Origin of the sequence: Rouxiella badensis (genome assembly GCF_026967515.2) — a bacterium.
GTDB classification, from domain to species: domain Bacteria; phylum Pseudomonadota; class Gammaproteobacteria; order Enterobacterales; family Enterobacteriaceae; genus Rouxiella; species Rouxiella badensis.
Genome location: NZ_CP114062.1, coordinates 4,337,675 through 4,363,754, shown reverse-complemented (window position 1 = coordinate 4,363,754; position 26,080 = coordinate 4,337,675). Strand labels below are relative to the sequence as shown.

The following is a 26,080-nucleotide window of genomic DNA, read 5'->3' as shown; positions in this document are numbered from 1 at the left end:
CCCAGCAGCCACCCCTGACCTGAGAAAAAGATAACGCGCTGAATTGTTTATTTTTATATGCCAGTTAACAGTCAGTTACCGACTTCTTAAAAACCTAGCAGCTTTACTTCAGGGCCATAAGATGCAATTTTTTGAGGGGTGATGCTTTTTACTGATAGGGTCTGAGATGAAATATTTGCCCAAGCTGCAACAGCTAAAGGTTTTTCAGCAAGTTATCCGCAGCGGCAGCATTCGCGGGGCGGCGCGTGCGATGAATCAGTCACAGCCTGCCGTCAGCAGAACGCTGCGCGAGCTTGAACAAATCCTCGATACTCAGCTGATCGTTCGCGGCACGCAGGGTATGACGCTCACCGAGACCGGCCGCGCCTTCTCGCAGCGAATGCAGTTTATTCTCGAAGAACTGCAGCGCGCCGCCGACGAAATACAGCAAATCAACCAATTCTCGCAGGGATCGGTGGCGGTCGGCTTCTCGTCGCTGCTGGCGCTGACCATTTTTCCCGCGCTGGCCAGTGAGTTCACGGCGCAATATCCGCAGGCAAAATTGCATATCAAGGAGTCGCAGCTCTCGACCCTGCTGCCTTCATTGCGTGAGGGAAGGTTGGATTTCGCCATCGGCACGCTGGGCGTCGGACTCCCCATCGAAGACATGGTGTGCGAGCCCTTGTTCAGTGCGCCGTTCTGCGTCGTCGCCCGCAGGCAGCATCCGCTGGCGCAGGCCACGTCGTTAAGCGAATTGAGAGAGGCAAGCTGGCTGCTTCCCGAGACGGACATGGGTTATTACCAGCAGCTTGCTGCCCTGCTGGAGGAAAACGGCTGCCACGCGGTGAAATCGCCTATCCGTACCGACTCATTGATTAGCGGGCTGATGATGATGCTGAACGGGGATTATCTGTCGGTGGTCGGCAACGCCATGGCGACGCCGTTCTTCATGGAAGACAAGCTTTGCCGCCTGCCTGTCGACAGCCTGCCGGCGGCGCAATACTGCCTGGTTTACTCACAAAAAACGCCGCTAACCTTAACGGCGCGGCGTTTCTTAGACCTGCTGCGGCTGCACTGTCAGCGTTACCCTTGGTAACGTGCCGCACAGCACTCAAGCTTATTCTATTGAATCAATAACTTCAAAGCTGTGGGTGATAGTCGCTGCCTTGCCCAGCATCAGCGAAACCGAGCAATATTTTTCGGCAGACAGCGTTACAGCGCGCTCAACCACTTTATCCGTCAGACCCTTGCCGGTCACGATGAAGTGCAGGTTAATGGTGGTAAACAGGCGCGGCGCTTCTTCGCGGCGTTCGGAGGTCAGCTTGACCTCACAACCGACGACGTCGTTGCGGCCTTTTTGCAGAATGGACACCACGTCGATGGCGCTGCATCCACCCGCTGACATCAGCAGCATCTCCATCGGGCTCGGTGATTTGTCGCCCGCATTGCCGTCCATCAGAATTTGATGGCCAGAAGAAGACTCACCGAGAAACGTTAATCCCTCGACCCATTTTACACGTGCTTGCATTTGCCTTTCTCCGGTAATAATTTTCAAAACAGACTACCCTTAACCCCTGAAACTGGCAATGGAACTCGATCCGCATCATGCTGAAGCGAGACAACACAAGACACGTCACCAAAGCTGTGCTACAAACAAGGCGAAAGAAACTTTCCAACAAGTTGCGGCCGGGGTTTTTGGGTTTAACAGGATAACCTTGGTGATTATGGCAAATTACTGCCTAATTCACGCCTCAAGCCGCTTGCAGCATTGCTGGTCAGTTCATATGCTAAAAGAGCGCGAAGTAAAAAATCGCCGAACAGGGATTTTGAGCCCTGTGATTTTGGGCAGCGATAAAAAGAGGATAATAACTAATGGTTCTCGGCAAGCCACAAACAGACCCTACTCTCGAATGGTTCCTGTCTCATTGTCATATACACAAGTACCCCTCTAAAAGTACGCTGATTCACCAAGGTGAAAAAGCCGAAACGCTTTACTACATCGTGAAAGGCTCGGTTGCCGTGCTGATTAAAGATGAAGAAGGCAAAGAGATGATACTTTCCTACCTTAACCAAGGTGACTTCATCGGTGAGCTGGGACTCTTCGAAGAAGGTCAGGAACGTAGTGCGTGGGTAAGAGCAAAAACTGCCTGTGAAGTCGCTGAGATTTCCTACAAGAAGTTTCGTCAGCTGATCCAGGTTAACCCGGATATCCTGATGCGCCTGTCTGCACAGATGGCGAGTCGACTCCAGATTACCTCGGAGAAAGTCGGTAACCTGGCTTTCCTCGACGTAACCGGACGCATTGCGCAAACTCTGCTGAATCTGGCCAAGCAACCAGACGCCATGACCCATCCAGATGGCATGCAGATCAAGATCACCCGTCAGGAAATTGGCCAGATCGTCGGTTGTTCACGCGAGACTGTCGGTCGAATTCTTAAAATGCTTGAAGATCAGAGCCTGATCTCGGCACACGGTAAAACGATTGTCGTTTACGGCACCCGTTAATCCCCTTAAAAACGGCGCAGCAGTCTTCTGGTGCGCCGTTTTTATTCGTCACGTTACACAAAATTAATGACGCTTTGGCGACGAATCTTCTACCACCCCGAGGTTAACTACGCGCTGAGACAGACGCTGGTCCTCTGCCTGCCTATTGGTTTTGCCATGCTGTTTGGTCAGCTGAAGCTCGGGATGCTGTTTGCGCTGGTCCCCGCCTGCTGCAATATCTCCGGTCTCGATACGCCGCATAAGCGCTTCTTCAAACGTCTGGTTATCGGCGGTTCGCTGTTTGCCTTGAGCAGTATTCTTCTCCAGCTGATGCTGATTAACTGGCATGTCCCGCTGCCGCTCATCATGCTTGGCCTGACGCTGGTACTGGGCGTCACGGGTGAAATCAGCCCGCTGCACGGCCGCCTGCTGCCCGGCGCGCTGGTCGCCAGCATCTTTACCCTCAGTATGGCCGGTGTGGTGCCCATCTGGCACGCTCCGCTGCTGTTTGTCGTAGGTACCGCCTGGTATGGGCTGTTCAACTGGTTTTGGTTTCGGCTCTCCGAAGAGCAGCCGATGCGCGAGACGCTGAGCCAGCTCTACGTCGAACTCGCCGATTATTTCGAAGCAAAATACAGCCTGCTCACCCAGCACACCGACCCCGAAACCGCGCTGCCGCCGCTGTTGAAACGACAACAGCAGGTCATTGACCTGATTGCCACCCTCTATCAGCAACTGCACATGCTGCCGACGGGCAATCATCAGCATCATAAAAGGCTGCTGCGCAGTTTTCAGGTGGCGCTCGACCTGCAGGAGCACATCACCGTAAGCCTGCACCTGCCCGCAGAAGTGCAAAAGCTGGTTGAGGAAAGCCACGCCGAGGCGGTTATCCGCCGCAATGCGCAGGTCATTGCCGCACGGCTGCGCGTTATCGCGAGCGACATCCTCTACCATCGGCGCTCGGAGCGGTTCACAATGGCCAACGAGCTGGCCGCGCTGGAAAAAATAGCCTCTCGCTATCGTGACAATCCCGTCGGGCAGTTTTGCTACTACCATTTCAGCCGCATCGCCCGACTGCTGCGCACCCAGCGTCCGCTGTATCGCCGCGACCTGATGCAAACGCAGCATCGTCTGCCCTTCTGGCCCGCGCTGAAAGGCTATCTTTCCGTCAAGTCCGCCGCCCTGCGCAATGCCGCACGGCTCGGCGTAATTTTGGCGCTTGGCAGCAGCCTCGGCATGTTCTTTAATCTGCCTAAACCTTATTGGATCCTGCTGACTACCCTGCTGGTCAGCCAGAACGGCTATAACGCCACCCGCGTGCGTATTCAGCACCGTGCGTTGGGCACGCTGGCGGGCCTTATCGCCGCAGCCGGGTTGCTTCAGCTCGCGCTGCCGCAAAATCTCACGCTGTTTTTCATGCTGATGATTACGCTGATTTCCTACACCGTACTGCGAAAAAACTACGGACTGGGAATGATTGGCCTCACGGTAACCGCCGTCTATACCTTGCAAATACTGGGGCTAAACGGGGCCAACTTTCTGCTGCCGAGGCTGCTGGACACGCTAATTGGCTGTGCGCTGGCGTTTGGCGGCACTATCTGGCTATGGCCGCAGTGGCAAAGTGGTTTGCTGCGCACCAATGCCTATCAGGCGCTGGAGGCAGACCAGCAGGCTATCCGGCTGGTATTGCACGAGGATCCTGACCCGGCCGAACTGGCCTATGCGCGCATGAAGGTCAATCAGGCGCACAATCAACTGTTTACCTCGTTGAATCAGGCAATGCAGGAACCCGGCTTTAATTCGCACTATCTGACCGATATGCGGCTGTGGGTCACGCACAGTCAGTTTCTGGTAGACCACATTAATGGCATGACAATTCTGGCGCGCGAGCACTATATGCTGACGCCCAAACTGGCGATGGAGTATTTGCAGACCTGCGAGATTGCGTTGCAAAGTTGCCAGCAGCGCCTGACCTATGACGGGCCGAGCAGTGAGAAATCGCTTTTCAATGCCCCAGATCAGCATCCTGACATGCCGATTACCGAAATGGAGCGTCATTTGCGCCGTATGCTGGCACACCTTAGCGCCATGCACACCATCTCGTCCCTTGCCTGGAAGCAAAGGCCACATCACGGAATTTGGTTAACGCGAAGAGTGAAGGAGTGATCCTTTCCTCCGGTAGAGGAGGAAAGGAGAGTATTGATTAGCCGACGATTTTCTTAACCGCTTTTTCGAAGCGCGCCATGCCTTCGCTGATGTCGGCGAAGTCGATAACCAATGACGGTGCGAAACGCAGCACGTTGGTCCCCGCCACCAGCATCATCAGGCCAAACTCTGCCGAAGCCGTCAGGAATTCTCCCGCACGGTTTTTGTATTTATCCGCCAGTTCGGCACCGATCAGCAGGCCCTGACCACGGAACTCGCTGAAGACGTGGTATTTGGCGTTAATCGCTTCCAGCGCCTGGATAAAGGCGTTGCGGCGCTCTTCAATACCAGCCAGCACTTCAGGGGTGTTAATCACGTCCAGCGCAGCTTCAGCAACGGCGCAGGCCAGCGGGTTACCGCCGTAGGTGGTACCGTGTTTGCCCGGTGCCATCACCGAGGCCACTTCTTCGGTGGTGATCATCGCACTCACCGGGAAGCCGCCGCCCAGTGCCTTAGCGGTGGTCAGAATGTCTGGAGTGACGCCGTAGTGCATGTAGCTGAACAGCTTGCCGCTACGGCCCATGCCGCTCTGTACCTCATCGAACACCAGCAGTGCCTTGTTGGCATCGCACAGCTCGCGTAGCCCCTGCAGGAACGCCTGCGTGGCTGGCGTGACGCCGCCCTCACCCTGAATCGGCTCCACCACGATGGCACAGGTGTGATCGTCGATAACAGCCTTCACCGCATCCAGATCGTTGAACGGCACGTGGACGATATCGGCAGGTTTAGGGCCGAAACCGTCGGAATATTTAGGCTGTCCCCCAACGGATACGGTAAACAGCGTGCGGCCATGGAACCCGTTATGGAAGGCGATGATTTTGCTTTTATACGGGCTGTGCTTGGCAGAAGAGTAGTAGCGCGCCAGCTTGAATGCCGCTTCATTGGCTTCTGCGCCGGAGTTGGCAAAGAACACGCGATCGGCAAAAGTAGCGTCAATCAGCTTCTGCGCCAGACGCAGCGCAGGCTCATTGGTGAAGACGTTGCTCACATGCCAGAGCTTTTCGCCCTGCTTGTGCAGCGCCTCAACCAGCGCGGGATGGCAATGGCCCAGCGCAGTGACCGCGATACCCCCGGCGAAATCGACATACTCGGTACCCTGCTGGTCCCATACGCGACTGCCTTTACCTTTGACTGGAATAAACTTGGCTGGTGAATAAACCGGCAAAATAACCCGATCAAATGCATCACGCCCTACCGCTGCTTTTTCTGTCATTGCCCTACTCTCCTTTGCGCTGCCGCTACTGTCAGGGGATCACACTCGAAATGAATGTGAAAATATAATCACAAAATATGCATAAAAAATCACTCACAGGCAAACGTTAATCGCGGTTCTGCTGTAAGTAATTTTTAATGCTCTAAATTTTAAGGAAATTATCGAGCAGCTGATGACCTTGTTCGCTGAGAATGCTTTCAGGATGGAACTGCACGCCATGCAGCGGCAATTCACAATGCGCGATGCCCATAATCTCGTCCGGGCACGCGGCGCTGCCGGTCCAGGCAGTCAGTGAAAAACACGCGGGCAAGGTGTCTGGTTTCACCACCAGCGAATGATAACGGGTGACCGTCAACGGATGATTCAGGCCAGCAAAGACTCCCGTGCCGGTATGCTCAATCAGCGAGGTCTTTCCGTGCATCACCTGACGAGCGCGCACGACTTGAGCTCCGAAGCTCTGCGCCATCGCCTGATGTCCAAGACAGACGCCCAAAATCGGCATTGAGTCGGCAAAATGAGCGATGGCGCTCAGCGAGATGCCTGCCTCGTTTGGCGTGCAGGGGCCGGGTGAGATAACCAGATGCGAAGGGTTAAGCCGAGTGATGTCGCCAAGCTGCAGTTCATCGTTACGCTTTACCAGCACTTCGGCACCGAGCTCGCAGAAATACTGGTAAAGGTTATAAGTGAAGGAGTCATAGTTATCGATAATCAGCAGCATGGTTTTCCGGCTTAAAGAAGTCTTGAGATTTTGCCGGGCCATTCTACCTATTTTTCGGCGACGGCCCGCAGATTTTTCCTGCCGGGCTCGACTGCGTTTAGGCGTCGCTGATCAGTGTTTTAAAAACATTAGATAACGGCTGCTCATCGCCAAAGGCAGCGGCTTTGTTGGCCTCAATCCACGCCTCATGGCTGACCTTGTTCCATTGAATGTCATAGCCTGCGTGGGTCAGCAGCTGTTCGAAGAAAATGCGCTGCGCGCGCCCGCTGCCGTAGCGGAAAGGATGGAGCAAATTGATTTCGGAATAATAGTGCGCCAGCCGTTGATAGAGTTCATCATCGGGCAGGCCACGCAGATACTCTTCGTTTTCCAGCGCCTGCATCAGGTTATTGCCTTCCCGCTCGATATAGGCGAAATGACAAAACGGCGTATCATCCTTAAGGATATCTACCTCACGCAGCTTTCCCGCCCAGTCAAACAAGTCCTGAAACAAGGTGTAGTGAATGGCGCACAGATGCGGCAGCCCCATATTAGGTTGCCCAAGCTCGATAGTGGCGGCCCGCAGTGGGGTCAACTCCAGCTCTGCCTGATGCAGCCGATGAGATTCACGGATTTCGAGACGGTTCTTCAGCACGTTGAGGCCAGGGTAAAGATAAGGGTCTGCCCCTGAAATCACTTTATCGCTCATAATGCCTCCTCAACGCAGCAAGCCGTTCAAGGACTTGCTCATCAGTCAGCTCGACAAGTTTCGTGTCGAGATCATCCAGCGCCGCGCTGCTTTGAAAATTGAGGTTCCTGCGCTTGCGATAGAATTGCTCTTTCTGCTTGTCCGTCATTTTTGTCGCCATACCTGCTCCTCCGTTGACTGAACACAGTGGATGTTAAGTATAGACGTCGAGAATGATTTTTGAGCCGGTGGCCGCCGCGATGCAGAGGGCAATATCCCGCGGGACGGCGAGCAGGTTAAGAGCCAGGCCTGTTGATTAGCGCTTTCTGCTGCCGGTAATGGACCCCAGCACGCCGCGTAAAATTTCGCGGCCCAGGTCGCGTGCCATGCTCTTGGCGGCAGTCTGCACAATGCCGTCGTGCTTACCGCCGCGCGGACCGGTTGTTCCAAACAACAGTTCGTTAAGTCCAGCCATCAACCCGCCACCGGCCGATTTCTCGCCCTGCGGATGGGGGGTCTCAACTTCGCCCGCGGCTTTACCGACGGTGTTAAACCCCTGCACGGAAAGTTTCTCATAGGCCGATTCGCGGTCTATCGCATCTTCATAGCGTCCGTAAAGCGGCGACTGATTGATGGCCTTGTTCAGGCCTTCAGCGCCCAGCGGCCCCATCTTTGACTCGGGAGCAATCACCATCGCGCGTTCGACTATCTCGGGGCGTCCTTTCTCATCGAGGAAGGAGACCAGCGCTTCGCCGACGCCAAGTTCGGTAATGGCGGTTTCAACGTTAAATTCAGGATTCGCACGCAGCGTCTGCGCCGCAGCACGGACCGCTTTCTGGTCCCGTGGCGTAAAGGCGCGCAGCGCGTGTTGAACGCGGTTGCCCAACTGGCCCAGCACCGAATCCGGGATATCCAGCGGGTTTTGCGTCACGAAATAGATGCCTACCCCCTTGGAGCGGATAAGCCTGACCACCTGTTCAATCTTGGTCAGCAGCGCCGCCGGCGCGTCGTTAAACAGCAAGTGGGCTTCGTCAAAGAAAAACACCAGCTTTGGCTGCTCGAGATCGCCCACCTCGGGCAGATGCTCGAACAGTTCTGCCAGCAGCCACAGCAGGAACACCGAATAGAGTTTGGGCTGATTAATAAGCTTGTCCGCCGCCAGCAGGTTGATAATCCCCTGTCCGTTGGCGTCGGTTTTCATTAAGTCGTTGATGTCGAGCATCGGCTCGCCGAAGAACGGGTTCGCGCCCTGCCCCTCGAGCGCCAGCAGCCCACGCTGAATAGCGCCGATCGAAGCGGGTGAGATATTGCCATACTGGGTCTGGAACTGCTTCGCGTTATCGCCGACAAACTGCAGCATGGCGCGCAGGTCTTTCATGTCGAGCAGCAGCAGGCCATTTTCGTCGGCAATCTTGAACACTAATTGCAGCACGCCGTTTTGAACATCGTTGAGACTGAGCAGACGCCCCAACAGCAGTGGGCCCAGGTCGGAAAGCGTGGCGCGGATCGGGTGACCCTTTTCGCCGAAGATATCCCACGGAATAAGGGTGCAGGCGGTGGGTTGCCAGTCGGTGACGTCAATCGCCGCCAGACGGGCATTCAGTTTCTCGGAGGCAACCCCCTCGGTCCCCATCCCCGATAGGTCCCCTTTCACATCAGCCAGGAATACCGGCACACCAATGCGAGAAAACTGTTCGGCCATTTTTTGTAGCGTGACCGTCTTACCGGTGCCCGTTGCACCGGTAATCAGGCCGTGGCGGTTAGCCAGTGCAGGAAGAATAGTCAGGTTCTGAGCCGGTTTTCCGGCGCGCATTGCTTTTGCAATCACACGGGGTTCACTCATCTTTTCTCCTTGCACGGCTGCCCCAGAGACGACGAGCAGCCTGAATCAGGCTATTTTCAGCGCTTGGCGACCGTTATGGCACAACCTTAGCTGAAAGGATAACGATCGGGGTGCTTGGCACGTTCTGGTAAGGTCCCACATTATCGGTTTTCACCGAAGAGATCTTGTCTACAACGTCCATACCTTTGATAACTTTACCGAATACAGCATAGCCGAAATCAGTCTGGCCGTGATCCAGGAAGGCGTTATCGGCAACGTTCAGGAAGAACTGACTGGTGGCGCTATTAGGATCCGAGGTGCGGGCCATTGAAATCGTGCCGCGCAGATTGCGCAGTCCGTTGTCCGCCTCATTTTTGATCGGCGCATTAGTGCTTTTCTGCTGCATGTTGGCGGTAAAACCTCCGCCCTGAATCATGAAGCCAGGGATCACGCGATGGAAAATGGTATTGTTGTAGAAACCACTCTGCACGTAATCAACAAAATTCTTAACGGAAACCGGTGCCTTCGCGTTATCGAGTTCCAGTTCGATATTACCCGCCGACGTGGTCAGCATGACGTGGGTATCCGCAGACTTGGCTGCGAATGCCGCAGGGGCCATCGCAGTGAGGGAAAGCAAAGCTGTGAAGGTCACTAAAGTACGTTTAAACATGACGGTTCCTTTCTCCAATAGGCAAGCCACAAAACGCATTGATTCTAAAGAGCCTAACCCCGTAGCGCCAGCCCTTTACCGTTATTTACGCAATATGCGCGATCGCCGCGCTGTGGCGTTTATCCCTAAAATCAACGAGTGAAATCAACGGGTTCACTCTTCTCCAGATGAATGACCGATTCGGCCGGTTGGGTCTCGGCAATAATGCGGCCATGACGTACAGAATAGCGCACCGGCACCTGACGTCGAATCGCATCAAATCCACTGTCGGCAGGCAGAATAATCAGATTAGCGGCGTGACCGCTCTTGATGCCGTAGTCCTGCAAATTCAGGGTTCTGGCGCTGTAGGTGGTGATCAGCTTGAGGCCATCGTTAATCTGTTCATAGCCCATCAACTGACACACGTGCAGCCCCATTTGCAGTACCTGAAGCATATTGCCGGTGCCCATCGGATACCATGGGTCAAACACGTCATCGTGACCAAAGCAGACGTTAATCCCCGCCTCCAGCATCTCTTTCACTCGGGTAATGCCCCGGCGTTTTGGATAGGTGTCGAAACGACCCTGCAGATGAATATTCACCAGCGGATTGGCAACAAAGTTGATGCCCGAGAGCTTGAGCAGGCGAAATAGCCGCGAGGTATAGGCGCCGTTGTAGGAGTGCATGGCCGTCGTATGGCTCGCCGTCACCCGCGCCCCCATGCCTTCACGATGCGCCAGCGCCGCAACCGTTTCAACGAAACGCGATTGTTCATCGTCGATTTCGTCACAGTGAACATCAATCAGCCGGTGGTATTTTTTCGCCAGCGCGAAGGTTTTATGCAGCGACTCGACGCCGTATTCGCGGGTAAATTCAAAATGCGGAATAGCACCGACCACGTCCGCCCCCAGTTTCAGCGCCTCCTCGAGCAGCGCCTCACCGTTCGGATAGGACATAATGCCTTCCTGTGGGAAGGCGACAATCTGCAAATCGATCCAGGGTGCGACCTCTTGCCTGACCTCAAGCATCGCCTTTAGCGCGGTCAGGGTCGGGTCCGAGACATCAACGTGGGTACGCACGTGCTGAATACCGTTGGCAATTTGCCATTTCAGGGTGATCCAGGCGCGCTGTTTAACGTCTTCGTGGGTCAGCAGCGCCTTGCGCTCCGCCCAACGCTCAATCCCCTCGAACAGCGTGCCGGAGAGATTCCATGAGGGCTCACCGGCCGTCTGCGTGGTATCAAGGTGGATGTGTGGCTCAATAAACGGCGGCAGCGCCAACCCGCCCTGTGCATCGAGCACCTCGTCGCCCTGTTCCTCATTCTGCGGCTGAGCCGTAATCTGGCGAATTTTTCCCTGTTCGATATCAATCTGCCACAGCCCTTCACAATCAGGCATGCGTACATTTTTTATGGCCCGCAGGCTGCTTTGCGTCACCTTTACCTCTCTATTTGCATCAATTTTTTTTAGCTTACTTCAAACAATAGCCGATGCCGCCGCTGGCGGGGAAAAAGCGACAATTATCGTATGTTAAATAAACAATCGTTTTCACCTACTCCCTCGTGGGTAGAAAACGAGGACGGTTGACTTGCATCAAAACCTTACCTTCGCAGGGGATTATGTTACGCGCAATGAAATCAATTTTGAGGTAAAAATGCGCAACGTCAGACTCGCGATAATTGGCAACGGCATGGTAGGCCACCGCTGTATTGAAGATATTATAAATAAAGCAGAGCCGGGCCAGTTCGACATCACCGTTTTCTGTGAAGAGCCTCGCGTAGCCTACGATCGCGTGCATCTCTCCTCCTATTTTTTACACCACAGCGCCGAACAGCTCTCACTGGTCGAAGAAAATTACTATGCCGAGCACAACGTCAATGTACGGGTCGGTGAACGTGCCGTCACGCTGAACCGCGAGGAGAAATTCATCCTCTCAAGCAGCGGACAACGCATTGATTACGACAAGCTTATCCTCGCAACAGGCTCTTATCCCTGGGTGCCTGCCATTGTCGGATCCGACGGCGAAGACTGCTTTGTGTACCGCACGCTGGAAGATTTAGACGCCATAGCGCGCTGCGCAAAACGCAGTAAACGCGGTGCAGTCGTCGGCGGCGGCCTGCTGGGTTTAGAGGCAGCCGGAGCCTTGATGAACCTCGGGGTTGAGACCCACGTGGTGGAATTTGCGCCGGGACTGATGTGCGAACAGCTCGACGCGATGGGCGGCAACCAGCTGCGTCAGAAAATCGAGAGCATGGGCGTTCAGGTTCACACCGCCAAAAATACGCAGGAAATTATCCAGCAGGGCGAAACAGCCCGCAAAACCATGAAGTTTGCCGACGGCAGCGCGCTCGAGGTGGATTTTATCGTCTTCTCGACCGGTATTCGCCCGCAGGACGCGCTGGCCCGCCAGTCTGGTCTGACGCTCGCGCCACGCGGCGGTATCGCGATTAACGATCAGTGTCAGACCAGCGATGCCGACATTTATGCCGTCGGGGAATGTGCTGCCTGGAACCAGCGCGTCTTCGGGCTGGTTGCGCCCGGTTACAAGATGGCGCAGGTCGCTGTCGACCATCTGCTGGGTCGCGATAATGCCTTCACCGGCGCCGACATGAGCGCCAAGCTCAAGCTGATGGGCGTGGATGTGGCCGGTATCGGCGACGCGCACGCTCGCACTCTCGGTGCTCGCAGCTATGTTTATCTCAACGAACAGGCCTCGTTGTATAAACGCCTGGTAGTGAGTGAAGACAACCGCACGCTGCTCGGCGCGGTTTTGGTCGGTGATACCAGCGATTACGGCAACCTGTTGCAACTGATGTTGAACCAACTGCCGCTTCCGGAAAACCCAGAGAGCCTGATCCTCCCGGCCACGGACGGCAATGCCAGCACCGCACTCGGCACCGATGCCCTCCCCGAGAGCGCACAAATCTGCTCCTGCTTTGACGTCACCAAAGGCGACATCATCGCCGCCGTGCAGGCTGGCTGCCAGACTCTTTCCGCCGTGAAAGCCCAGACCAAGGCCGGAACAGGCTGCGGTGGCTGTATTCCCCTGGTAACAAAGGTGCTGAACGCCGAACTTGCCCAGCAGGGCGTCGAGGTAAATCACCATCTCTGTGAACACTTTGCCTACTCCCGCCAGGAACTCTACCACCTGATTCGTGTAGAAAATATTCGCAGCTTTGAGCAGCTATTGATGAAATATGGGCAGGGTTACGGCTGTGAAGTCTGTAAACCTACGGTCGGTTCGCTGCTCGCCTCCTGCTGGAATGATTACGTCCTCAGCCCTCAGCATGCCCCGCTTCAGGATACCAATGACCTGTTCCTCGCCAATATGCAAAAAGACGGCACTTATTCGATTATCCCGCGTTCGCCGGGCGGCGAAATCACCCCGCTGGGTCTGAAGGCTATCGGCGATATTGCCGAAGAATATCGTCTGTATACCAAAATCACCGGTTCGCAGAGGATAGGCATGTTTGGCGCCCAGAAGGACGACCTCCCGGCCATTTGGGCGAAACTGATCGCCGCCGGTTTTGAAACCGGGCAGGCCTACGCAAAAGCACTACGGATGGCGAAAACCTGCGTCGGCAGCGCCTGGTGCCGTTTCGGAGTAGGCGACAGCCTAGGATTCGGCATTGCACTCGAAAATCGCTACAAGGGCATCCGCACACCGCACAAGATGAAGTTTGGCGTCTCAGGCTGTACGCGCGAATGCGCCGAAGCGCAGGGGAAAGACGTCGGCATTATTGCCACCGAAAAGGGCTGGAATCTTTACGTCTGCGGCAACGGCGGCATGAAACCTCGCCACGCGGATCTCCTGGCGTCCGACCTGGATGACGACACCCTGCTGCGCTACCTCGACCGATTCATGGTGTTTTATATCCGCACCGCCGACAAACTCCAGCGCACCTCGGTCTGGATGGACAACCTGCAAGGCGGCATCGACTACCTGCGCAGGGTCATCATCGACGACAGCCTGGGGCTCGCTGAGCAGCTCGAAGCCGAGCTTGCGCGCCTGCACGAACTCAGCGGCTGTGAGTGGCAGCAGACGCTGCAAGACCCGGCAGCGCAGCGACGCTTCCGACACTTTATCAACAGCGACAAACGCGACGCTCAGGTGCAGTTTGTTGCCGAACGCGACCAGCATCGGCCTGCTCGACCAGAAGAACGTATCCCGGTGACACAGGTCGTAACCGGGGAGGACATCCTATGAAAAACTGGCAAACGCTTTGCGCACTCGAAGATATCACGCCCGGCTGCGGCGTCTGTGCACAGGCCGGAGAATGGCAGATTGCGCTGTTTCGCCCCGATGTACAGAGCACCGTCTTTGCTTTGAACAATATCGACCCCTTCGCGCAGGCTAGCGTTCTGTCTCGTGGAATAATAGGCGAACATCAGGGTGAACTGTGGGTCGCCAGCCCGCTGAAAAAGCAACATTTTCGTCTCAGAGACGGGCTGTGCATGGAGGATGAGGCCTTCAACATCGAGAGTTTTGAGGTCCAGATAAGCGGCGGCAACGTGCAGGTTAATCTTGCGCGTTAATTGCTGATACTATCGAGGTTTGTGGGGTTTATCAGGCCTCGTTGGCCGTTGTTGTCAGAAAGTGAGTGAGTCATGGATTATTTCCCGTTGTTTTGTCAGCTCAAGGGACGCGCCTGCCTGCTGGTCGGCGCCGGTGATGTCGCCGAACGCAAGGCGCGGCTGTTACTGGACGCCGGTGCGGCGCTCACCGTCGTTGCGCTAGATTTTACCGACGCGTTTGAACGCTGGGCCGAGAGCGGTCAACTACAGAAGATCGAGGGAGAATTCGCGGCCAGCCAGCTCGATGACAAGTGGCTGGTCATTGCCGCCACCGACTCCGATACGCTGAATATGCAGGTCAGCGAGGCGGCCGAGGCGCGAAGGATATTCTGCAATCTCGTCGATGCTCCTGAGCAGGCCAGTTTTATCATGCCGTCGATTATTGACCGCTCACCGCTGATGATTGCCGTCTCTTCCGGCGGCAATGCGCCGGTGCTGGCTCGGCTGATGCGCGAACGCCTCGAGGCGACGCTGCCGCTGCATCTCGGTCGACTGGCGGAGTTGGCCGGAAGTTTGCGCCAACGGGTAAAACAGCACTACAGCGACGGCATGACGCGTCGCCGCTGGTGGGAAAAGCTGTTTAACCACCAACGTTTAGCGCAGTCTTTGGCCAATAACGACATCCCGCAAAGCGAGGCCTTTATTGAGCAGCTCTTCGCCCAGCCGATAGAGGAACAGGGCGAAGTGGTGCTGGTCGGTGCAGGACCGGGTGACGCCAGCCTGCTGACGCTAAAAGCGTTACAGCAGATGCAGTTGGCCGACGTGGTGGTCTATGACAGGCTGGTCTCCGATGAGGTGTTAAATCTGGTGCGCCGCGACGCCGAACGTATTTTTGTCGGTAAAAAGGCAGGCAACCACTGCGTGCCGCAGGAGCAGATCAATCAGATTCTGGTTGAGCAGGCGCAGCGCGGTAAAAGAGTGGTGCGTCTGAAAGGCGGTGACCCGTTTATTTTTGGGCGCGGTGGCGAAGAGCTAGAAGTGTTGGCCGAGGCCGGTATCGGTTTCTCCGTGGTGCCCGGGATTACCGCAGCCTCAGGATGCTCGGCCTACAGCGGCATTCCCCTTACCCATCGCGATCACGCGCAGAGCCTGCGGTTGATTACCGGCCACGCCAAAAAAGACGGCAGTCTTGACTGGCCTTGTCTGGCACAGGGTAAGCAAACGCTGGTGTTTTATATAGGACTCTCGCAGGCGGGGGAGATACAGCATCAGCTAACCCATCACGGACTCGCCGTTGATACGCCGGTCGCGCTGATAGAAAACGGCACCACGCCGGCACAGAAGGTGGTCACGGGAGAACTGTCGCAGCTGAGTGAACTCGCAACGCAAGTTAAAAGCCCAAGCCTGATTATCGTCGGCGGCGTAGTCGCGCTGAGAGAAAAGCTGAACTGGTTTTCAAGCGCCGAAGCAAATCCACAGCCTTTGGCGCTGTAACAAGGCGGCAAGGCGGCAAATCCCCAGGAACTGACAAGAGTCAGTGACTGGGGTGCGCGGACGCAGCCAACGCAGTGACAGCGTCAAGAACGAAGGATTTTATAGTGCGGGGACGAAGCCGATTGCCTCATAGACCTTCTTTAAAGTCTCTTGAGCGCGAGCACGCGCCTTCTCGGCACCTTCACGCAGAACCTGCTGCAGGAAGGCTTCATCAGCACGATACTGGTGGAAACGCTCTTGCAGACCGCCCAACATCTCGGATACTGCTTCAGCAACCGCACCTTTCAAATGCCCGTACATCTGGCCTTCAAATTCTGCTTCCAGCTCGGCAATGCTCTTGCCGTTCACGCCCGACAGGATATCCAGCAGGTTTGAAACCCCTGGCTTAGCGGCCTGATCGTAACGAATGACCGGCGGCTCTTCAGAGTCGGTCATCGCGCGTTTGATCTTCTTAGTCACTGACTTGGTGTCTTCCAGCAGGCCAATCACGTTATTGCGGTTGTCGTCCGACTTGGACATCTTCTTGGTCGGATCCTGCAAAGACATCACGCGAGCACCCGATTTAGGAATCAACGGCTCAGGAACGGTAAAGATATCGCCATAAATTGCGTTGAAACGACCCGCGATGTCACGGCTCAGCTCCAGGTGCTGCTTCTGATCTTCGCCAACCGGTACCTGGTTAGTCTGGTACAGCAGGATGTCGGCGGCCATCAGCACCGGATAGTCAAACAGACCGGCGTTGATGTTCTCGGCATAGCGCGCAGATTTGTCTTTAAACTGCGTCATACGACTCAGCTCACCGAAATAGGTGTAGCAGTTGAGCGCCCAGCCAAGCTGGGAGTGCTCAGGCACGTGTGACTGAACGAAAATGGTGCTCTTCTTAGGATCGATACCGCAGGCGAGGTACAGCGCCAGCGTATCCAGCGTGGCTTTACGTAATTGAGCAGGATCCTGACGAGCAGTAATTGCATGCAGGTCAACGATGCAGTAAATGCAATCAAAGTCATCTTGCATTTTAACCCATTGACGCAGAGCACCCATGTAGTTACCAATGCTCAATTCACCAGAGGGTTGTGCGCCACTAAAGACGATGGGTTTACTCATTTTTTAAGCTTCCTGATCCTTTAAAGAGGGTAGCCCGAAGGTGGGCAAAAGGTCGGCAAAGCGTTCAAGCACCCGGTCGGGTTTACTTAAGGCGATGGCTTCACCGTAATTATAACCGTAGGTCATACCCACACACTGACAGCCCGCAGCCTGCGCCGCCTGAATGTCATTGCGTGAATCACCCACAAATACCAACTCGCTGGCGCGCAGGCCCATGTTGGCCAGCATCAGGTACAGGGGCGCGGGGTGGGGTTTTTTCTGCACCACGTCGTCACCACCCAATACCTGCGAGAACAGGCCATCGAGGCCCAGAGATACCAGTAAGGGCGCAACAAACGGCGTTGGCTTGTTGGTTATCAGGCCCAGAGGTAGCCCCGCTGCGGCGAGCGCAACGAGCGTTTCCTTGACCTGAGGATAGAGGCGACTGCCACCGGCGGCGGTTTGCGCATAGTGGTGGTCGAATTGGTCACGAACCTTGAGGCAAAACTCGGGGCTGAGGTCTCCCTTGGCCCAGCGAACGGCACGCTCGACCATAATGTCGGCACCGTTGCCAATCCAGGTGCTAACACGCTCGACGCCCGCCTTTGGCAGGCCAACGTCAGCCAGCGCTCTGTCTACCGCCTCGGCCAAACCCGGTGCGCTGTCAACCAGCGTACCGTCAAGGTCAAAGGCAACGCCAAGCGGAGCAAGAGGCTCAGTCATTGGAAACCTTGGCCAGTTCTTTGCGCATGTTGTCTATCACGCCGCGATAGTCCGGGCTGCCAAAAATCGCTGAACCGGCGACGAACATGTCCGCACCTGCAGCAGCAATCTCGCCAATGTTTTCAACTTTGACGCCGCCGTCTATCTCGAGGCGAATATCGTAACCGCTTTCATCGATGCGCTGGCGCACCTGGCGCAGTTTATCGAGCGTGGCCGGAATAAACGTTTGACCGCCAAAGCCCGGATTGATAGACATCAGCAGGATAACGTCGAGTTTATCCATCACGTAGTCGAGATAGCTCAGCGGGGTCGTAGGCGTAAACACCAGACCGGCCTTGCAACCGTGTGACTTGATGAGCTGTAGCGTACGGTCAACGTGCAGAGTCGCTTCAGGGTGGAAAGTAATGTAGGTGGCCCCGGCTTCAGCAAACTGCGGGATCAGGCTATCAACTGGCATCACCATCAGGTGAACGTCGATAGGCTTGTTGATCCCCTTTTCCTGCAGAAACTTGTGCAAGGACTGGCAGACGTTGGGACCGATGGTCAGATTCGGCACATAGTGATTATCCATGACATCAAAATGCACCACGTCGCCGCCCGCTTCCAATGCTTTGACGGTGTCTTCGCCCAGACGAGCAAAATCAGCCGACAGAATGGATGGAGCAATCAAAAAATCTTTCATCTGCTTCTCCTACGTTTAAAAGTCCTTTAGCTATACAACGCCAATAGCTCGGTTACCTTGCTGCGCTGCAAAATATTGCTGCTGATGGTTCTTCTCGCCGTCACCACGTGGAGCGCTGCGGCGGAATACCAATCGCGGGTCAAGGCAGTATCGTGGTTCGAAATCAGCACCGGCACCTGGCGTTCTGCCAAGAGTTTCTCTGCCAGTTTGGCCAGATTTTGCTGGTCGGTCAGATTGAAGTTATTGGTGTGATACGCCGTAAAGTTCGCCGTCGCCGAAAGCGGCACGTAAGGCGGATCGCAATACACCACAGCCCCTTTCTTCGCCTTCAGCAGAGTGTGCTGGTAATGCTCGCATACAAACTGTGCATTCTGTGCTTTTTCAGAGAACCAGGCGAGCTCGTCCTCAGGGAAATAAGGTTTTTTATACCGACCGAAAGGCACATTAAAGGCACCGCTCAAGTTGTAGCGGCAAAGCCCATTATAGCAATGGCGGTTCAGGTATAAAAAAAGCAGAGAACGACGATAGACATCGGCGCTGGCGTTAAACTCTTCTCTTAACTGATAGTAACGCTCTGACTGATTGAATTCAGGCGTAAAAAGCGCCCGAGCATCGCGGATAAACTCGTCGGGACGCGTTTTAACGATGTTGTACAGGTTGATCAAATCGTTGTTGATATCGGCCAGAATATAGGCGTCATAATCGGTGTTCAAAAACACCGAACCCGCACCGACAAAAGGCTCAATCAAACAATCTCCCGCTGGCAGATAACGTTTGATGTCATCAACCAGCGGATACTTGCCACCAGCCCATTTTAAAAAAGCGCGGTTCTTCTTCATGCCGTCAGTTAGCTACTTATACAATTCACAGCCGCGGATTGTACCCTGTTTTAGACAGCACATCGCGTACAGATCAGATTCATTTTTTAAGGTCTTGCTGTACTTGATGTACAGGCTTAACCCACGGTTTTTTTGCTTGAACGTCGGCAGGTAAACTGGCTATCGCGCGTTTTGCATCAGCTGAGGACGCATAGTTACCGCTCACCAGAACAAACCAAGGTTTGCCATCGCGAACTGTCTGATAGACGCTGTAATTTTTAAGTCCCTGCTGACGGGCAAAGTTATTCAAAGAGGTCGACTGTGATGCGCTGCTAAGCTGCAGGGTAAAGTGACTACCCGGCGCAGTCTTCAGCGCCGCCGCACTGCCCGACTCAACGCTCTGATGTGCAGGCGCACTGACAGCAGTATGATGTTCGGGTTCTTTTCTGATTTCAGGTTTACGCACTGGCTCTGCCGCTTTGGCAACCGGTGTTCTGGTCGACGAGCTGTGGCGTTCGGCGCGATGCTCGACTGGCGTGGTTTTCTCCGACGCACGGCGAACCGCGTGTGGCGCTGGAGCAACGGCTGGAGCTCGGCCTTTCAGGCTGCTGTTGACGGTAGCCGGCGCGGTTGGCAACGAGGTCAGAGACTGCGTGCCCGCGTTGATACCGTCTTGAGCGGCGGCGTTAACCTGGCCTTGCTGCTGGGAAAGCGCGTCGTTGATGTCGCCTGGAAGATCCACACGCTCTTTCTGACCACTGTCAGCCTGTGGCTGAGCCTGGGTCGGCGTAGAGGAAATAGGCGGCAAACCGATACTCTTCGGCTGCGCAGACGCGTTAGCGTCAGAAGGAGCAGAAGCCGCAGGCGTTTGGTCATTAGGCGTCGGCACCGGCGTAGCGGCCGGGGCTGAGCCTGAAGTGCTCGCGTCAGCGTTCGCGCCAGAAAGATTAATGTCTTTCGGCCCGTTGGACGGCGCAGCCGCGTTGTTTTGCGACGGAGATTTCAGTGCAGAACCAATGCCAAGAATCAGTAGCAACAGCACGATAATGCCGATGCCAATCATCAAGTATTGACGGGATACCGCAAGCTTCGGGGCTTGTGAAGACGGTTTACGCGAGCGCTGTGGTCGGCGGTCGCTGGTATCTGGCTTAAGATCGTCTTCCGGTGTTAAATCATCCATCTAAAATCCTCCAACCCGTCAAAATGGCCCATTCATCAATGATTAGGGCCGGCAACTGTTCTGGCTTACTGCGCGTGACTTTCTTGAGTGCTTAAGGCACCCGGCAGTCATTGATTGATGCAAGCACCGTATCATGAGGCACGCCTTTACGGACTTCGGACGCGCCGATTGCCGTAGGCAGGACCAGACGCAGTTCGCCCGCCAGCACCTTTTTATCGCGCATCATGTGCGGTAAATAGGACTCGGCGGTCATCTCTTGCGGACCCCTGACAGGCAGGCCTGCGCGCACCAGCAAAGATTTAACGCGAGCAATATCTTCAAGGCTGAACTGACCGAGACGATGCGCGGTGTAACACGCCATCACGATGCCCGCAGCAACGGCTTCGCCGTGCAACCAGACGCCGTAACCCATGGCGGCTTCGATAGCATGGCCGTAGGTGTGCCCCAGATTGAGCAGCGCACGCATGCCGTGCTCGTGCTCGTCGGCGGCAACCACTTCGGCCTTCAGCTCGCAGCAACGACGAATGCAGTAAGCCATCGCGTTCATATCCAGCGACAGCAGGGCATCCATGTTGTTTTCGAGCCATGTGAAGAAGTCGGCATCCAGAATAATGCCGTATTTGATAACTTCTGCCAGACCGGACGAAAGCTCACGGGCCGGCAGAGTGCGCAGGCAGTCTAAATCGACCACGACCGAGGCAGGCTGATAGAACGCCCCAATCATGTTTTTACCCAGCGGATGGTTGACGGCAGTTTTGCCCCCAACGGAAGAATCAACCTGAGAAAGCAGCGTGGTAGGCACCTGAATAAAGCGCACACCACGTTGATAACTGGCCGCAGCAAAGCCGGTCAAATCGCCAATTACGCCACCGCCAAGAGCCACGAGGGTGGTATCACGACCGTGAGGCTTCTCGAGAAGAGCAGAGAAGACCTCATTCAGAACAGACAGGGATTTGTACTGTTCGCCATCAGGCAGGATAACCTGATCAACACGAACGCCTGCTTGCTCAAGCACTGAACGAACTTTGTCCAGATAGAGAGGTGCCAATGTCTGGTTTGTCACCAGCATGACTTGATCACCTGCCTTTACAGGCATAAAAGAAGCCGGATCGTTGAACAATCCGGCGGCAATCGTAATGGGATAGCTACGCTCCCCTAACGTTACAGTAATCCTCTCCATGTCGTGCTCAATGACCTTCTTAACTTACACCCTCAGGCTGTGGTGGAATGCCAGAATCAGTTGCCTTCAATCATGTTAATGATTTGATTAGCAACAACCTTGGCGCTTTGGTCGTCGGTACGGATAGTCACATCCGCTATCTCTTCGTATAACGGGTTACGCTCTGCCGCAAGTGCTTCAAGCACTTCGCGTGGCGGGGAGCTCACCTGCAACAAAGGACGTTTCTTGTCACGTTGAGTACGTGCCAGCTGTTTTTCAATTGTAGTTTCTAAATATACGACGACGCCGCGGGCTGACAAACGATTACGGGTTTCACGTGATTTCACGGAACCGCCTCCGGTTGCCAGAACGATGCCTTGTTTTTCGGTGAGCTCGTTGATCACTTTCTCTTCGCGGTCGCGGAATCCTTCTTCACCTTCCAAATCAAATACCCAGCCCACATCAGCTCCGGTACGTCGCTCAATTTCGTGATCGGAGTCGAAGAACTCCATATTGAGTTGTTGAGCTAACTGTCGACCAATAGTGCTTTTGCCGGCACCCATAGGCCCAACCAGAAAGATATTGCGTTTCTCTGCCATGTTTTTCGGTATTACTAAGACAATTCGTTGATGATAACCCGCCCCGCCAATCAAATTAGCGGCGGGACCTAAACTGAAACCTCATGAGCGATAGTGCGAGATCAGATAAAAATTATCTCAACACTCCTGGTAGTTTGGCAACCGAATAAATTACATAGCGCGCCGCAGGAGGGAAACCATACGTTTTTATCGGCGCGATGGCATTAAATAAAAATCTCGGTGCTCAATTCGGTAACCCTTGTAAGCTAAATCGGCCGCAGCGTCAAACTCAGAAGCCTTTACCGACACAAAAAGTTGCATAAGCTCAACGTTATCGTGCGATTTCAGTCTGACAGTATACTCAAGTAATAAAGGTTATTGGCTGTTGATCAGCGTTGGAGTGATAAAAATAACTAATTCGCGACGTTGGTCATGCGAAGATTGCTGTTTGAACAGCCCACCAATCAACGGTAAACCGCCTAATCCCGGCACTTTATTCACGGTATTTATGTCTTGCTGCTGAAAAATCCCGCCCAACACCAGCGTTTCACCGTCTTTTACCGTGACCTGGGTTTTAATTTCCTGCTTGTCTATCGACAGGGCTTCGCCCTCTGCCTGCTTTATCTTGCGCCCCGGCATGTTCTGGCTGATTTGCAGCGCCAGCGTAATCGCACCGTTAGGAAGGATTTTCGGCGTAACCTCCATGCCCAGTACCGCCTCTTTAAACTCGATAGAGGTTGCGCCGCTGGTCCCGCTCGAGACCTGATAGGGGATTTCGGTGCCCTGCTTGATGCTGGCGGTCTGCATGTTGGCCGTCATCAGGCGCGGGCTGGCGATTATCTCGACGCGGTCCTTCTGCTCCAGCGCCGTCAGCTCCAGGCTCAGCAACCGCTCACCGATGCGGGCAAGGGTGAATCCGGCGGTGACCATCGGATTCTCAATGCCTTGCCCCATCTCGACGTTTTCTACCAGCGATGATCTGGCGCCCGTCGCCGGTTGGTTCAGCCCCCAACGCAGGCCTAACTCGTTCAGGCTGTCTCGGTTCATGGTCACGATATGCGCGGCAATCCGCACCTGCTGAATCGGGAAGTCCATCGCCTCGACCCAGCGCCGTGCGTTATCGAGCTCGGGCCGCGCATCGCGGAGCAGCAGCTGGTTGGTACGCGAATCGGCGCTGACCATCGCACGTAGAGAAAGCAGCGTACCTTTCTGGGCGTTGAGCTGCGCCGCCACCGCTGTGGCATCGGCGTGTTTAAGCCCGAGCGTCAGGCTGACCAGAGGCCGCGCCTGTTTCTGCCGCTCGGCCTGCTCGACCTTTTGCTGGCGCTGCACCGCCAGCTCAGACTCCGGGAAAATCATCAGCACGTTGCCCTGTTTCTGACTGGTCAATTTCCCCATATGCATCACGACGTCCATCGCCTGCTGCCACGGCAGGTTGTTCAGCCGAAGACTCAAACGGCCTTCTACGCCCTGCCCGATAATCAGATTGAGGCCTTGATGGTCGGCCAATGCCTGCAAGATGAGGCCTGTCGGGGCATCGAAAAATTCGAGGCTCACCGTCGTTGGCACCGCCTTTTCCTTTAACTGTATGACTTTCGGCTTTTCGGCAGCCATGGCCCAAGTCGCTGACAGCGTTATGCCAACGATAAAGATGATGCCGCACCGCGCGCAGTCGGAAGCTCCGCGCACCTGCCCTTTGCCGTCTTTAGATTTATTATGCATAAGCTTTTTACAATAATTCATCAAGCAGTCCTCCATGACGCGTTTCGTTGACCCTAATCAGGGCGCACAAGCGTGAATATTTGTTGCCGCTCGCCACACTGGGCGCTGCGGGTGCGGATACGCACCTGCTTATCGGTCACCTCTTCAACGTGCCAGTTCCCCTCGGCTATCGTCCCGCCCGCCTGCGCCTTGAGCCACATCCCCCTGGCATCGATAAGCCAGCCGGTATAGCGCCCCGCGCCACCGAGTATTCCCTTAAGCTGAGTCAGCGTTTCTCCGTCGGAAGGTTCACCGCAAGGGCGATTATCATCTGCCTGAAAGGGGTCTCGCAGCAGCGGTGAGGCGATGTCAGACGCTGCCCGCTCCCTTTGCGCCTGACTGACGCGCCCCGCATAGGTGGCGAGGTGCAGCGTGACGTCCAGCAGCGGGGCGATACTCTGATTTTTTGTCACGTTGAGCTGCTCAATTGCCACGGGCGCAGGCTGCTGCAACAGCAGGGTCTGCAATAACTGAATCAGTCCGTGAAAAGAGACCTGTAGCCTGAAAGCGCCTTGCTGTTGCCCCGCGCTGACGGGCGTCTTTTGTTCCGGCTGCCAGTGCAGCAAGCGCCCAGAGACCGCGTCTAACGGCGCCAGGAGATAATGAGGCAAAGACTGCCTCGCTTCAGCAGGTGGCTTCAGCAAATCCAGATTGGCCTGCCATGCACGCCGCGAAGGTTGCAACAGCAACACACGCTGGCGCTGGGCACTCAACTGCCTTTGTTCCTTTATTTGCACTGCAATCGCCTGAGCATACTGTTTCCGACCATGGAGCGAGAGTCCGTAACCGGCCGTGAGCAGCAGCGACAGCACTAAGGCAAGCAGTAAGGCAATCTGCCCATTGGGCCGTTGCATCAGGCGCTTGAGCATTTCGCGATATTCCGTTCGCATTGATGTTTCCTTTCTTTTAATCGCCGCGGGCCACAGAATCAGCGCCGGGAAGTCTCGCATTGACCGAAAAGGACAGATTCGCGGCCGGAAGCAACCTCACCTCCTGCAACTGCACCTGCGGCAGCTGCGGCGCATCCCTGAGACTTTTACTGAGCGCCAGGATTTCTCCGTATGCCACTCCCTCCCCGTCGAGCCGAAACTGGACGGCACTGTCGCTTAGCCGCGTCGCCCATACCCCCTCCGGCACCACCCGCGACAGATGCCGTAAGCGCTGGACTACGTGCAGGCTGCGCTGAAAATGCGCGTCGCTTTGCTGGTTCAATGCCTCGGCCAGCCTGTAGCGTTCACCCAGAGCCTGTACCGATTCGAGCTGACGTTGCAGGGAAAGCTGATAGGCCATAAGCGCCGAGAGCTGTTGCTGCCGACTTGCCGTCTGCCGTTGAGTACTCCAGGCAGAAAATATCAGCCACAGCGCACAGCCCGCGATTCCGCACAGCAACAGCCCGCGCCAAAAACGATAGCGTTTCTCAAAGGCTCGCTCACGCCAGGGGAGCAGATTGACGCGCAGCATCACTGGTCGGCCGGGCGAACGGCCAGACCCGCCGCGATAGCGAACGCACCGCAGTTGGGCGGAATGGGGGGTGACATCTGGGAAAAGGCGGCGAAAGGTGACCAGTTCTGCACCCCCTTAGGCGGCGCAGTATCGACAACGCTAGTGTAATAGATGTCACCGTCGCAAAGTTTATGTGCCAGATAAAGTGGGGCGAGCGTGGGGCCAAGCGAGTTGGGATCGGCCACCTCATCGTCATCAAACAATCCAAACTGGAAGGGTAGCCCGTGTGGCGATGCCCACAGCCACCCGTCGCTTAAGCGGTGCAGCAGCAGCGACTCTCTCGATACCCCCGCCGCGCTGGCGGCAGACTGAAGCGCGCAAGGCGTCAGTTCGATAACCTCAGGGAAAAGCCTGGCCTGCGCCAGACAGTGCTGCCACTGGGCAAGTTCTTCCCGCCGCGCTGCGGTAACAATCAATCGCTGGTCATCGCAGGGTTCGACGCGATAGTCGATTGCCAGTGACTCCATCGCCAACGGCAGCTGTTTGGCAGCGCTAGCACTTATAAAGGTATGACGATGCGGCTCCTTCAGCCTATTGTCCGGTAGCGGGAGACGAACCTGAATAATCCGCTGTGCAGGTAAACAAATGCGTAATGAAATGGTTGAAGGCAAAGAGTGACGCCAGCGCGATAAAATGGCGATTAATTGTTCGGTCTCATGTAATATTCCCTGCCGCATGACCACCTGCGGTAACGGCTGCTGCCACCAATGGCGCAACTGCCAGCCGTTTCGCCGCCGTTGTACGGCGATAGCTCTGGCATAATCGTTTTGAATATCCAGGCCCACGTACCATGAACAGTGTCGCATTGCATTACGCTTCCTTGTCGATTTTAGGGCATACCCGGCTCC

At 55.4% G+C, this 26,080-nt stretch carries 25 protein-coding genes; 6 read left to right on the top strand and 19 right to left on the bottom strand.

Features of this window, described 5'->3' with window-relative positions; genetic code table 11:
* Window positions 1-166: 166 nt before the first annotated feature.
* Window positions 167-1,075, top strand: coding sequence for a LysR substrate-binding domain-containing protein (locus O1V65_RS20060; protein ID WP_227989722.1), 909 nt, complete (start codon window positions 167-169; stop codon window positions 1,073-1,075).
* Window positions 1,076-1,096: 21 nt separating this feature from the next.
* Here O1V65_RS20060 and O1V65_RS20055 read toward each other — a convergent pair whose 3' ends face one another.
* Window positions 1,097-1,507: an OsmC family protein gene (locus O1V65_RS20055; protein WP_084912596.1), complete on the bottom strand. Its 411-nt coding sequence runs from the start codon at window positions 1,505-1,507 to the stop codon at window positions 1,097-1,099.
* A 344-nt stretch (window positions 1,508-1,851) separates the two neighbouring features.
* Here O1V65_RS20055 and crp point away from each other — a divergent pair, with 344 nt between their 5' ends.
* Together crp and O1V65_RS20045 are read left to right on the top strand one after the other, a co-directional pair.
* Complete coding sequence (gene crp / locus O1V65_RS20050; protein ID WP_009638999.1) at window positions 1,852-2,484, top strand: cAMP-activated global transcriptional regulator CRP; 633 nt, start codon at window positions 1,852-1,854, stop codon at window positions 2,482-2,484.
* 66 nt (window positions 2,485-2,550) lie between these two features.
* Complete coding sequence (locus tag O1V65_RS20045; RefSeq protein ID WP_017493599.1) at window positions 2,551-4,629, top strand: YccS/YhfK family putative transporter; 2,079 nt, start codon at window positions 2,551-2,553, stop codon at window positions 4,627-4,629.
* 37 nt (window positions 4,630-4,666) lie between these two features.
* On the opposite strand, the gene argD is transcribed toward O1V65_RS20045, so the two are convergent.
* The 7 genes from argD to O1V65_RS20010 form a co-directional block, all read right to left on the bottom strand.
* Window positions 4,667-5,881: a bifunctional acetylornithine/succinyldiaminopimelate transaminase gene (gene argD, locus O1V65_RS20040; protein ID WP_269129971.1), complete on the bottom strand. Its 1,215-nt coding sequence runs from the start codon at window positions 5,879-5,881 to the stop codon at window positions 4,667-4,669.
* A gap of 142 nt (window positions 5,882-6,023) precedes the next feature.
* Window positions 6,024-6,599 (bottom strand): aminodeoxychorismate synthase component II, encoded by a 576-nt coding sequence (locus O1V65_RS20035; protein ID WP_017493601.1) that lies wholly within the window; start codon window positions 6,597-6,599, stop codon window positions 6,024-6,026.
* Window positions 6,600-6,696: 97 nt separating this feature from the next.
* Window positions 6,697-7,287, bottom strand: a complete 591-nt coding sequence (locus tag O1V65_RS20030) for a putative adenosine monophosphate-protein transferase Fic (protein WP_165429936.1) — start codon at window positions 7,285-7,287, stop codon at window positions 6,697-6,699.
* Entirely contained in the window at window positions 7,277-7,447 is a 171-nt protein-coding gene (locus O1V65_RS20025) for a YhfG family protein (RefSeq protein WP_017493603.1), read from the bottom strand. The genes O1V65_RS20030 and O1V65_RS20025 overlap by 11 nt, the downstream gene beginning before the upstream one ends.
* 135 nt (window positions 7,448-7,582) lie before the next feature.
* Window positions 7,583-9,109 (bottom strand): helicase HerA-like domain-containing protein, encoded by a 1,527-nt coding sequence (locus O1V65_RS20020; protein WP_227953897.1) that lies wholly within the window; start codon window positions 9,107-9,109, stop codon window positions 7,583-7,585.
* 73 nt (window positions 9,110-9,182) lie between these two features.
* Window positions 9,183-9,758, bottom strand: a complete 576-nt coding sequence (ppiA, locus tag O1V65_RS20015; protein ID WP_017493605.1) for a peptidylprolyl isomerase A — start codon at window positions 9,756-9,758, stop codon at window positions 9,183-9,185.
* A gap of 131 nt (window positions 9,759-9,889) precedes the next feature.
* Window positions 9,890-11,173, bottom strand: coding sequence for a cytosine deaminase (locus O1V65_RS20010; protein ID WP_227956060.1), 1,284 nt, complete (start codon window positions 11,171-11,173; stop codon window positions 9,890-9,892).
* A gap of 217 nt (window positions 11,174-11,390) precedes the next feature.
* Between O1V65_RS20010 and nirB the strand changes: the two genes are divergently transcribed.
* The 3 genes from nirB (at window position 11,391) to cysG (ending at window position 15,745) form a co-directional block, all read left to right on the top strand.
* Window positions 11,391-13,943: a nitrite reductase large subunit NirB gene (gene nirB, locus O1V65_RS20005; protein ID WP_269130535.1), complete on the top strand. Its 2,553-nt coding sequence runs from the start codon at window positions 11,391-11,393 to the stop codon at window positions 13,941-13,943.
* Window positions 13,940-14,272, top strand: coding sequence for a nitrite reductase small subunit NirD (gene nirD / locus O1V65_RS20000; protein WP_084912592.1), 333 nt, complete (start codon window positions 13,940-13,942; stop codon window positions 14,270-14,272). The genes nirB and nirD overlap by 4 nt, the downstream gene beginning before the upstream one ends.
* Before the next feature lie 72 nt (window positions 14,273-14,344).
* The gene (cysG, locus tag O1V65_RS19995) at window positions 14,345-15,745 is read left to right on the top strand and encodes a siroheme synthase CysG (protein ID WP_269129970.1); all 1,401 of its coding nucleotides are present in this window, start codon (window positions 14,345-14,347) and stop codon (window positions 15,743-15,745) included.
* A 99-nt stretch (window positions 15,746-15,844) separates the two neighbouring features.
* Here cysG and trpS read toward each other — a convergent pair whose 3' ends face one another.
* The 11 genes from trpS to pilM all read right to left on the bottom strand — a co-directional run bounded on the left by trpS (window position 15,845) and on the right by pilM (window position 26,038).
* Window positions 15,845-16,849, bottom strand: a complete 1,005-nt coding sequence (gene trpS / locus O1V65_RS19990; protein WP_017492335.1) for a tryptophan--tRNA ligase — start codon at window positions 16,847-16,849, stop codon at window positions 15,845-15,847.
* 3 nt (window positions 16,850-16,852) lie between these two features.
* The gene (locus O1V65_RS19985; RefSeq protein ID WP_017492334.1) at window positions 16,853-17,551 is read right to left on the bottom strand and encodes a phosphoglycolate phosphatase; all 699 of its coding nucleotides are present in this window, start codon (window positions 17,549-17,551) and stop codon (window positions 16,853-16,855) included.
* On the bottom strand, window positions 17,544-18,233 hold the full coding sequence (rpe, locus tag O1V65_RS19980) for a ribulose-phosphate 3-epimerase (protein ID WP_017492333.1): 690 nt from the start codon (window positions 18,231-18,233) through the stop codon (window positions 17,544-17,546). The genes O1V65_RS19985 and rpe overlap by 8 nt, the downstream gene beginning before the upstream one ends.
* A gap of 26 nt (window positions 18,234-18,259) precedes the next feature.
* Complete coding sequence (dam, locus tag O1V65_RS19975; RefSeq protein WP_017492332.1) at window positions 18,260-19,072, bottom strand: adenine-specific DNA-methyltransferase; 813 nt, start codon at window positions 19,070-19,072, stop codon at window positions 18,260-18,262.
* Window positions 19,073-19,151: 79 nt separating this feature from the next.
* Window positions 19,152-20,231, bottom strand: a complete 1,080-nt coding sequence (locus O1V65_RS19970; protein ID WP_269129969.1) for an SPOR domain-containing protein — start codon at window positions 20,229-20,231, stop codon at window positions 19,152-19,154.
* A gap of 91 nt (window positions 20,232-20,322) precedes the next feature.
* Window positions 20,323-21,411: a 3-dehydroquinate synthase gene (aroB, locus tag O1V65_RS19965; RefSeq protein ID WP_017492330.1), complete on the bottom strand. Its 1,089-nt coding sequence runs from the start codon at window positions 21,409-21,411 to the stop codon at window positions 20,323-20,325.
* A 56-nt stretch (window positions 21,412-21,467) separates the two neighbouring features.
* Entirely contained in the window at window positions 21,468-21,989 is a 522-nt protein-coding gene (aroK, locus tag O1V65_RS19960; RefSeq protein ID WP_017492329.1) for a shikimate kinase AroK, read from the bottom strand.
* 354 nt (window positions 21,990-22,343) lie between these two features.
* Window positions 22,344-23,582: a DNA uptake porin HofQ gene (gene hofQ, locus O1V65_RS19955; protein WP_225741554.1), complete on the bottom strand. Its 1,239-nt coding sequence runs from the start codon at window positions 23,580-23,582 to the stop codon at window positions 22,344-22,346.
* 161 nt (window positions 23,583-23,743) lie between these two features.
* Window positions 23,744-24,619, bottom strand: coding sequence for a hypothetical protein (locus O1V65_RS19950; protein WP_017492327.1), 876 nt, complete (start codon window positions 24,617-24,619; stop codon window positions 23,744-23,746).
* 16 nt (window positions 24,620-24,635) lie between these two features.
* Window positions 24,636-25,190 (bottom strand): PilN domain-containing protein, encoded by a 555-nt coding sequence (locus O1V65_RS19945; RefSeq protein ID WP_017492326.1) that lies wholly within the window; start codon window positions 25,188-25,190, stop codon window positions 24,636-24,638.
* Complete coding sequence (gene pilM / locus O1V65_RS19940) at window positions 25,190-26,038, bottom strand: type IV pilus biogenesis protein PilM (RefSeq protein WP_017492325.1); 849 nt, start codon at window positions 26,036-26,038, stop codon at window positions 25,190-25,192. Before pilM ends, O1V65_RS19945 begins: the two co-directional genes overlap by 1 nt.
* Window positions 26,039-26,080 lie beyond the last annotated feature (42 nt).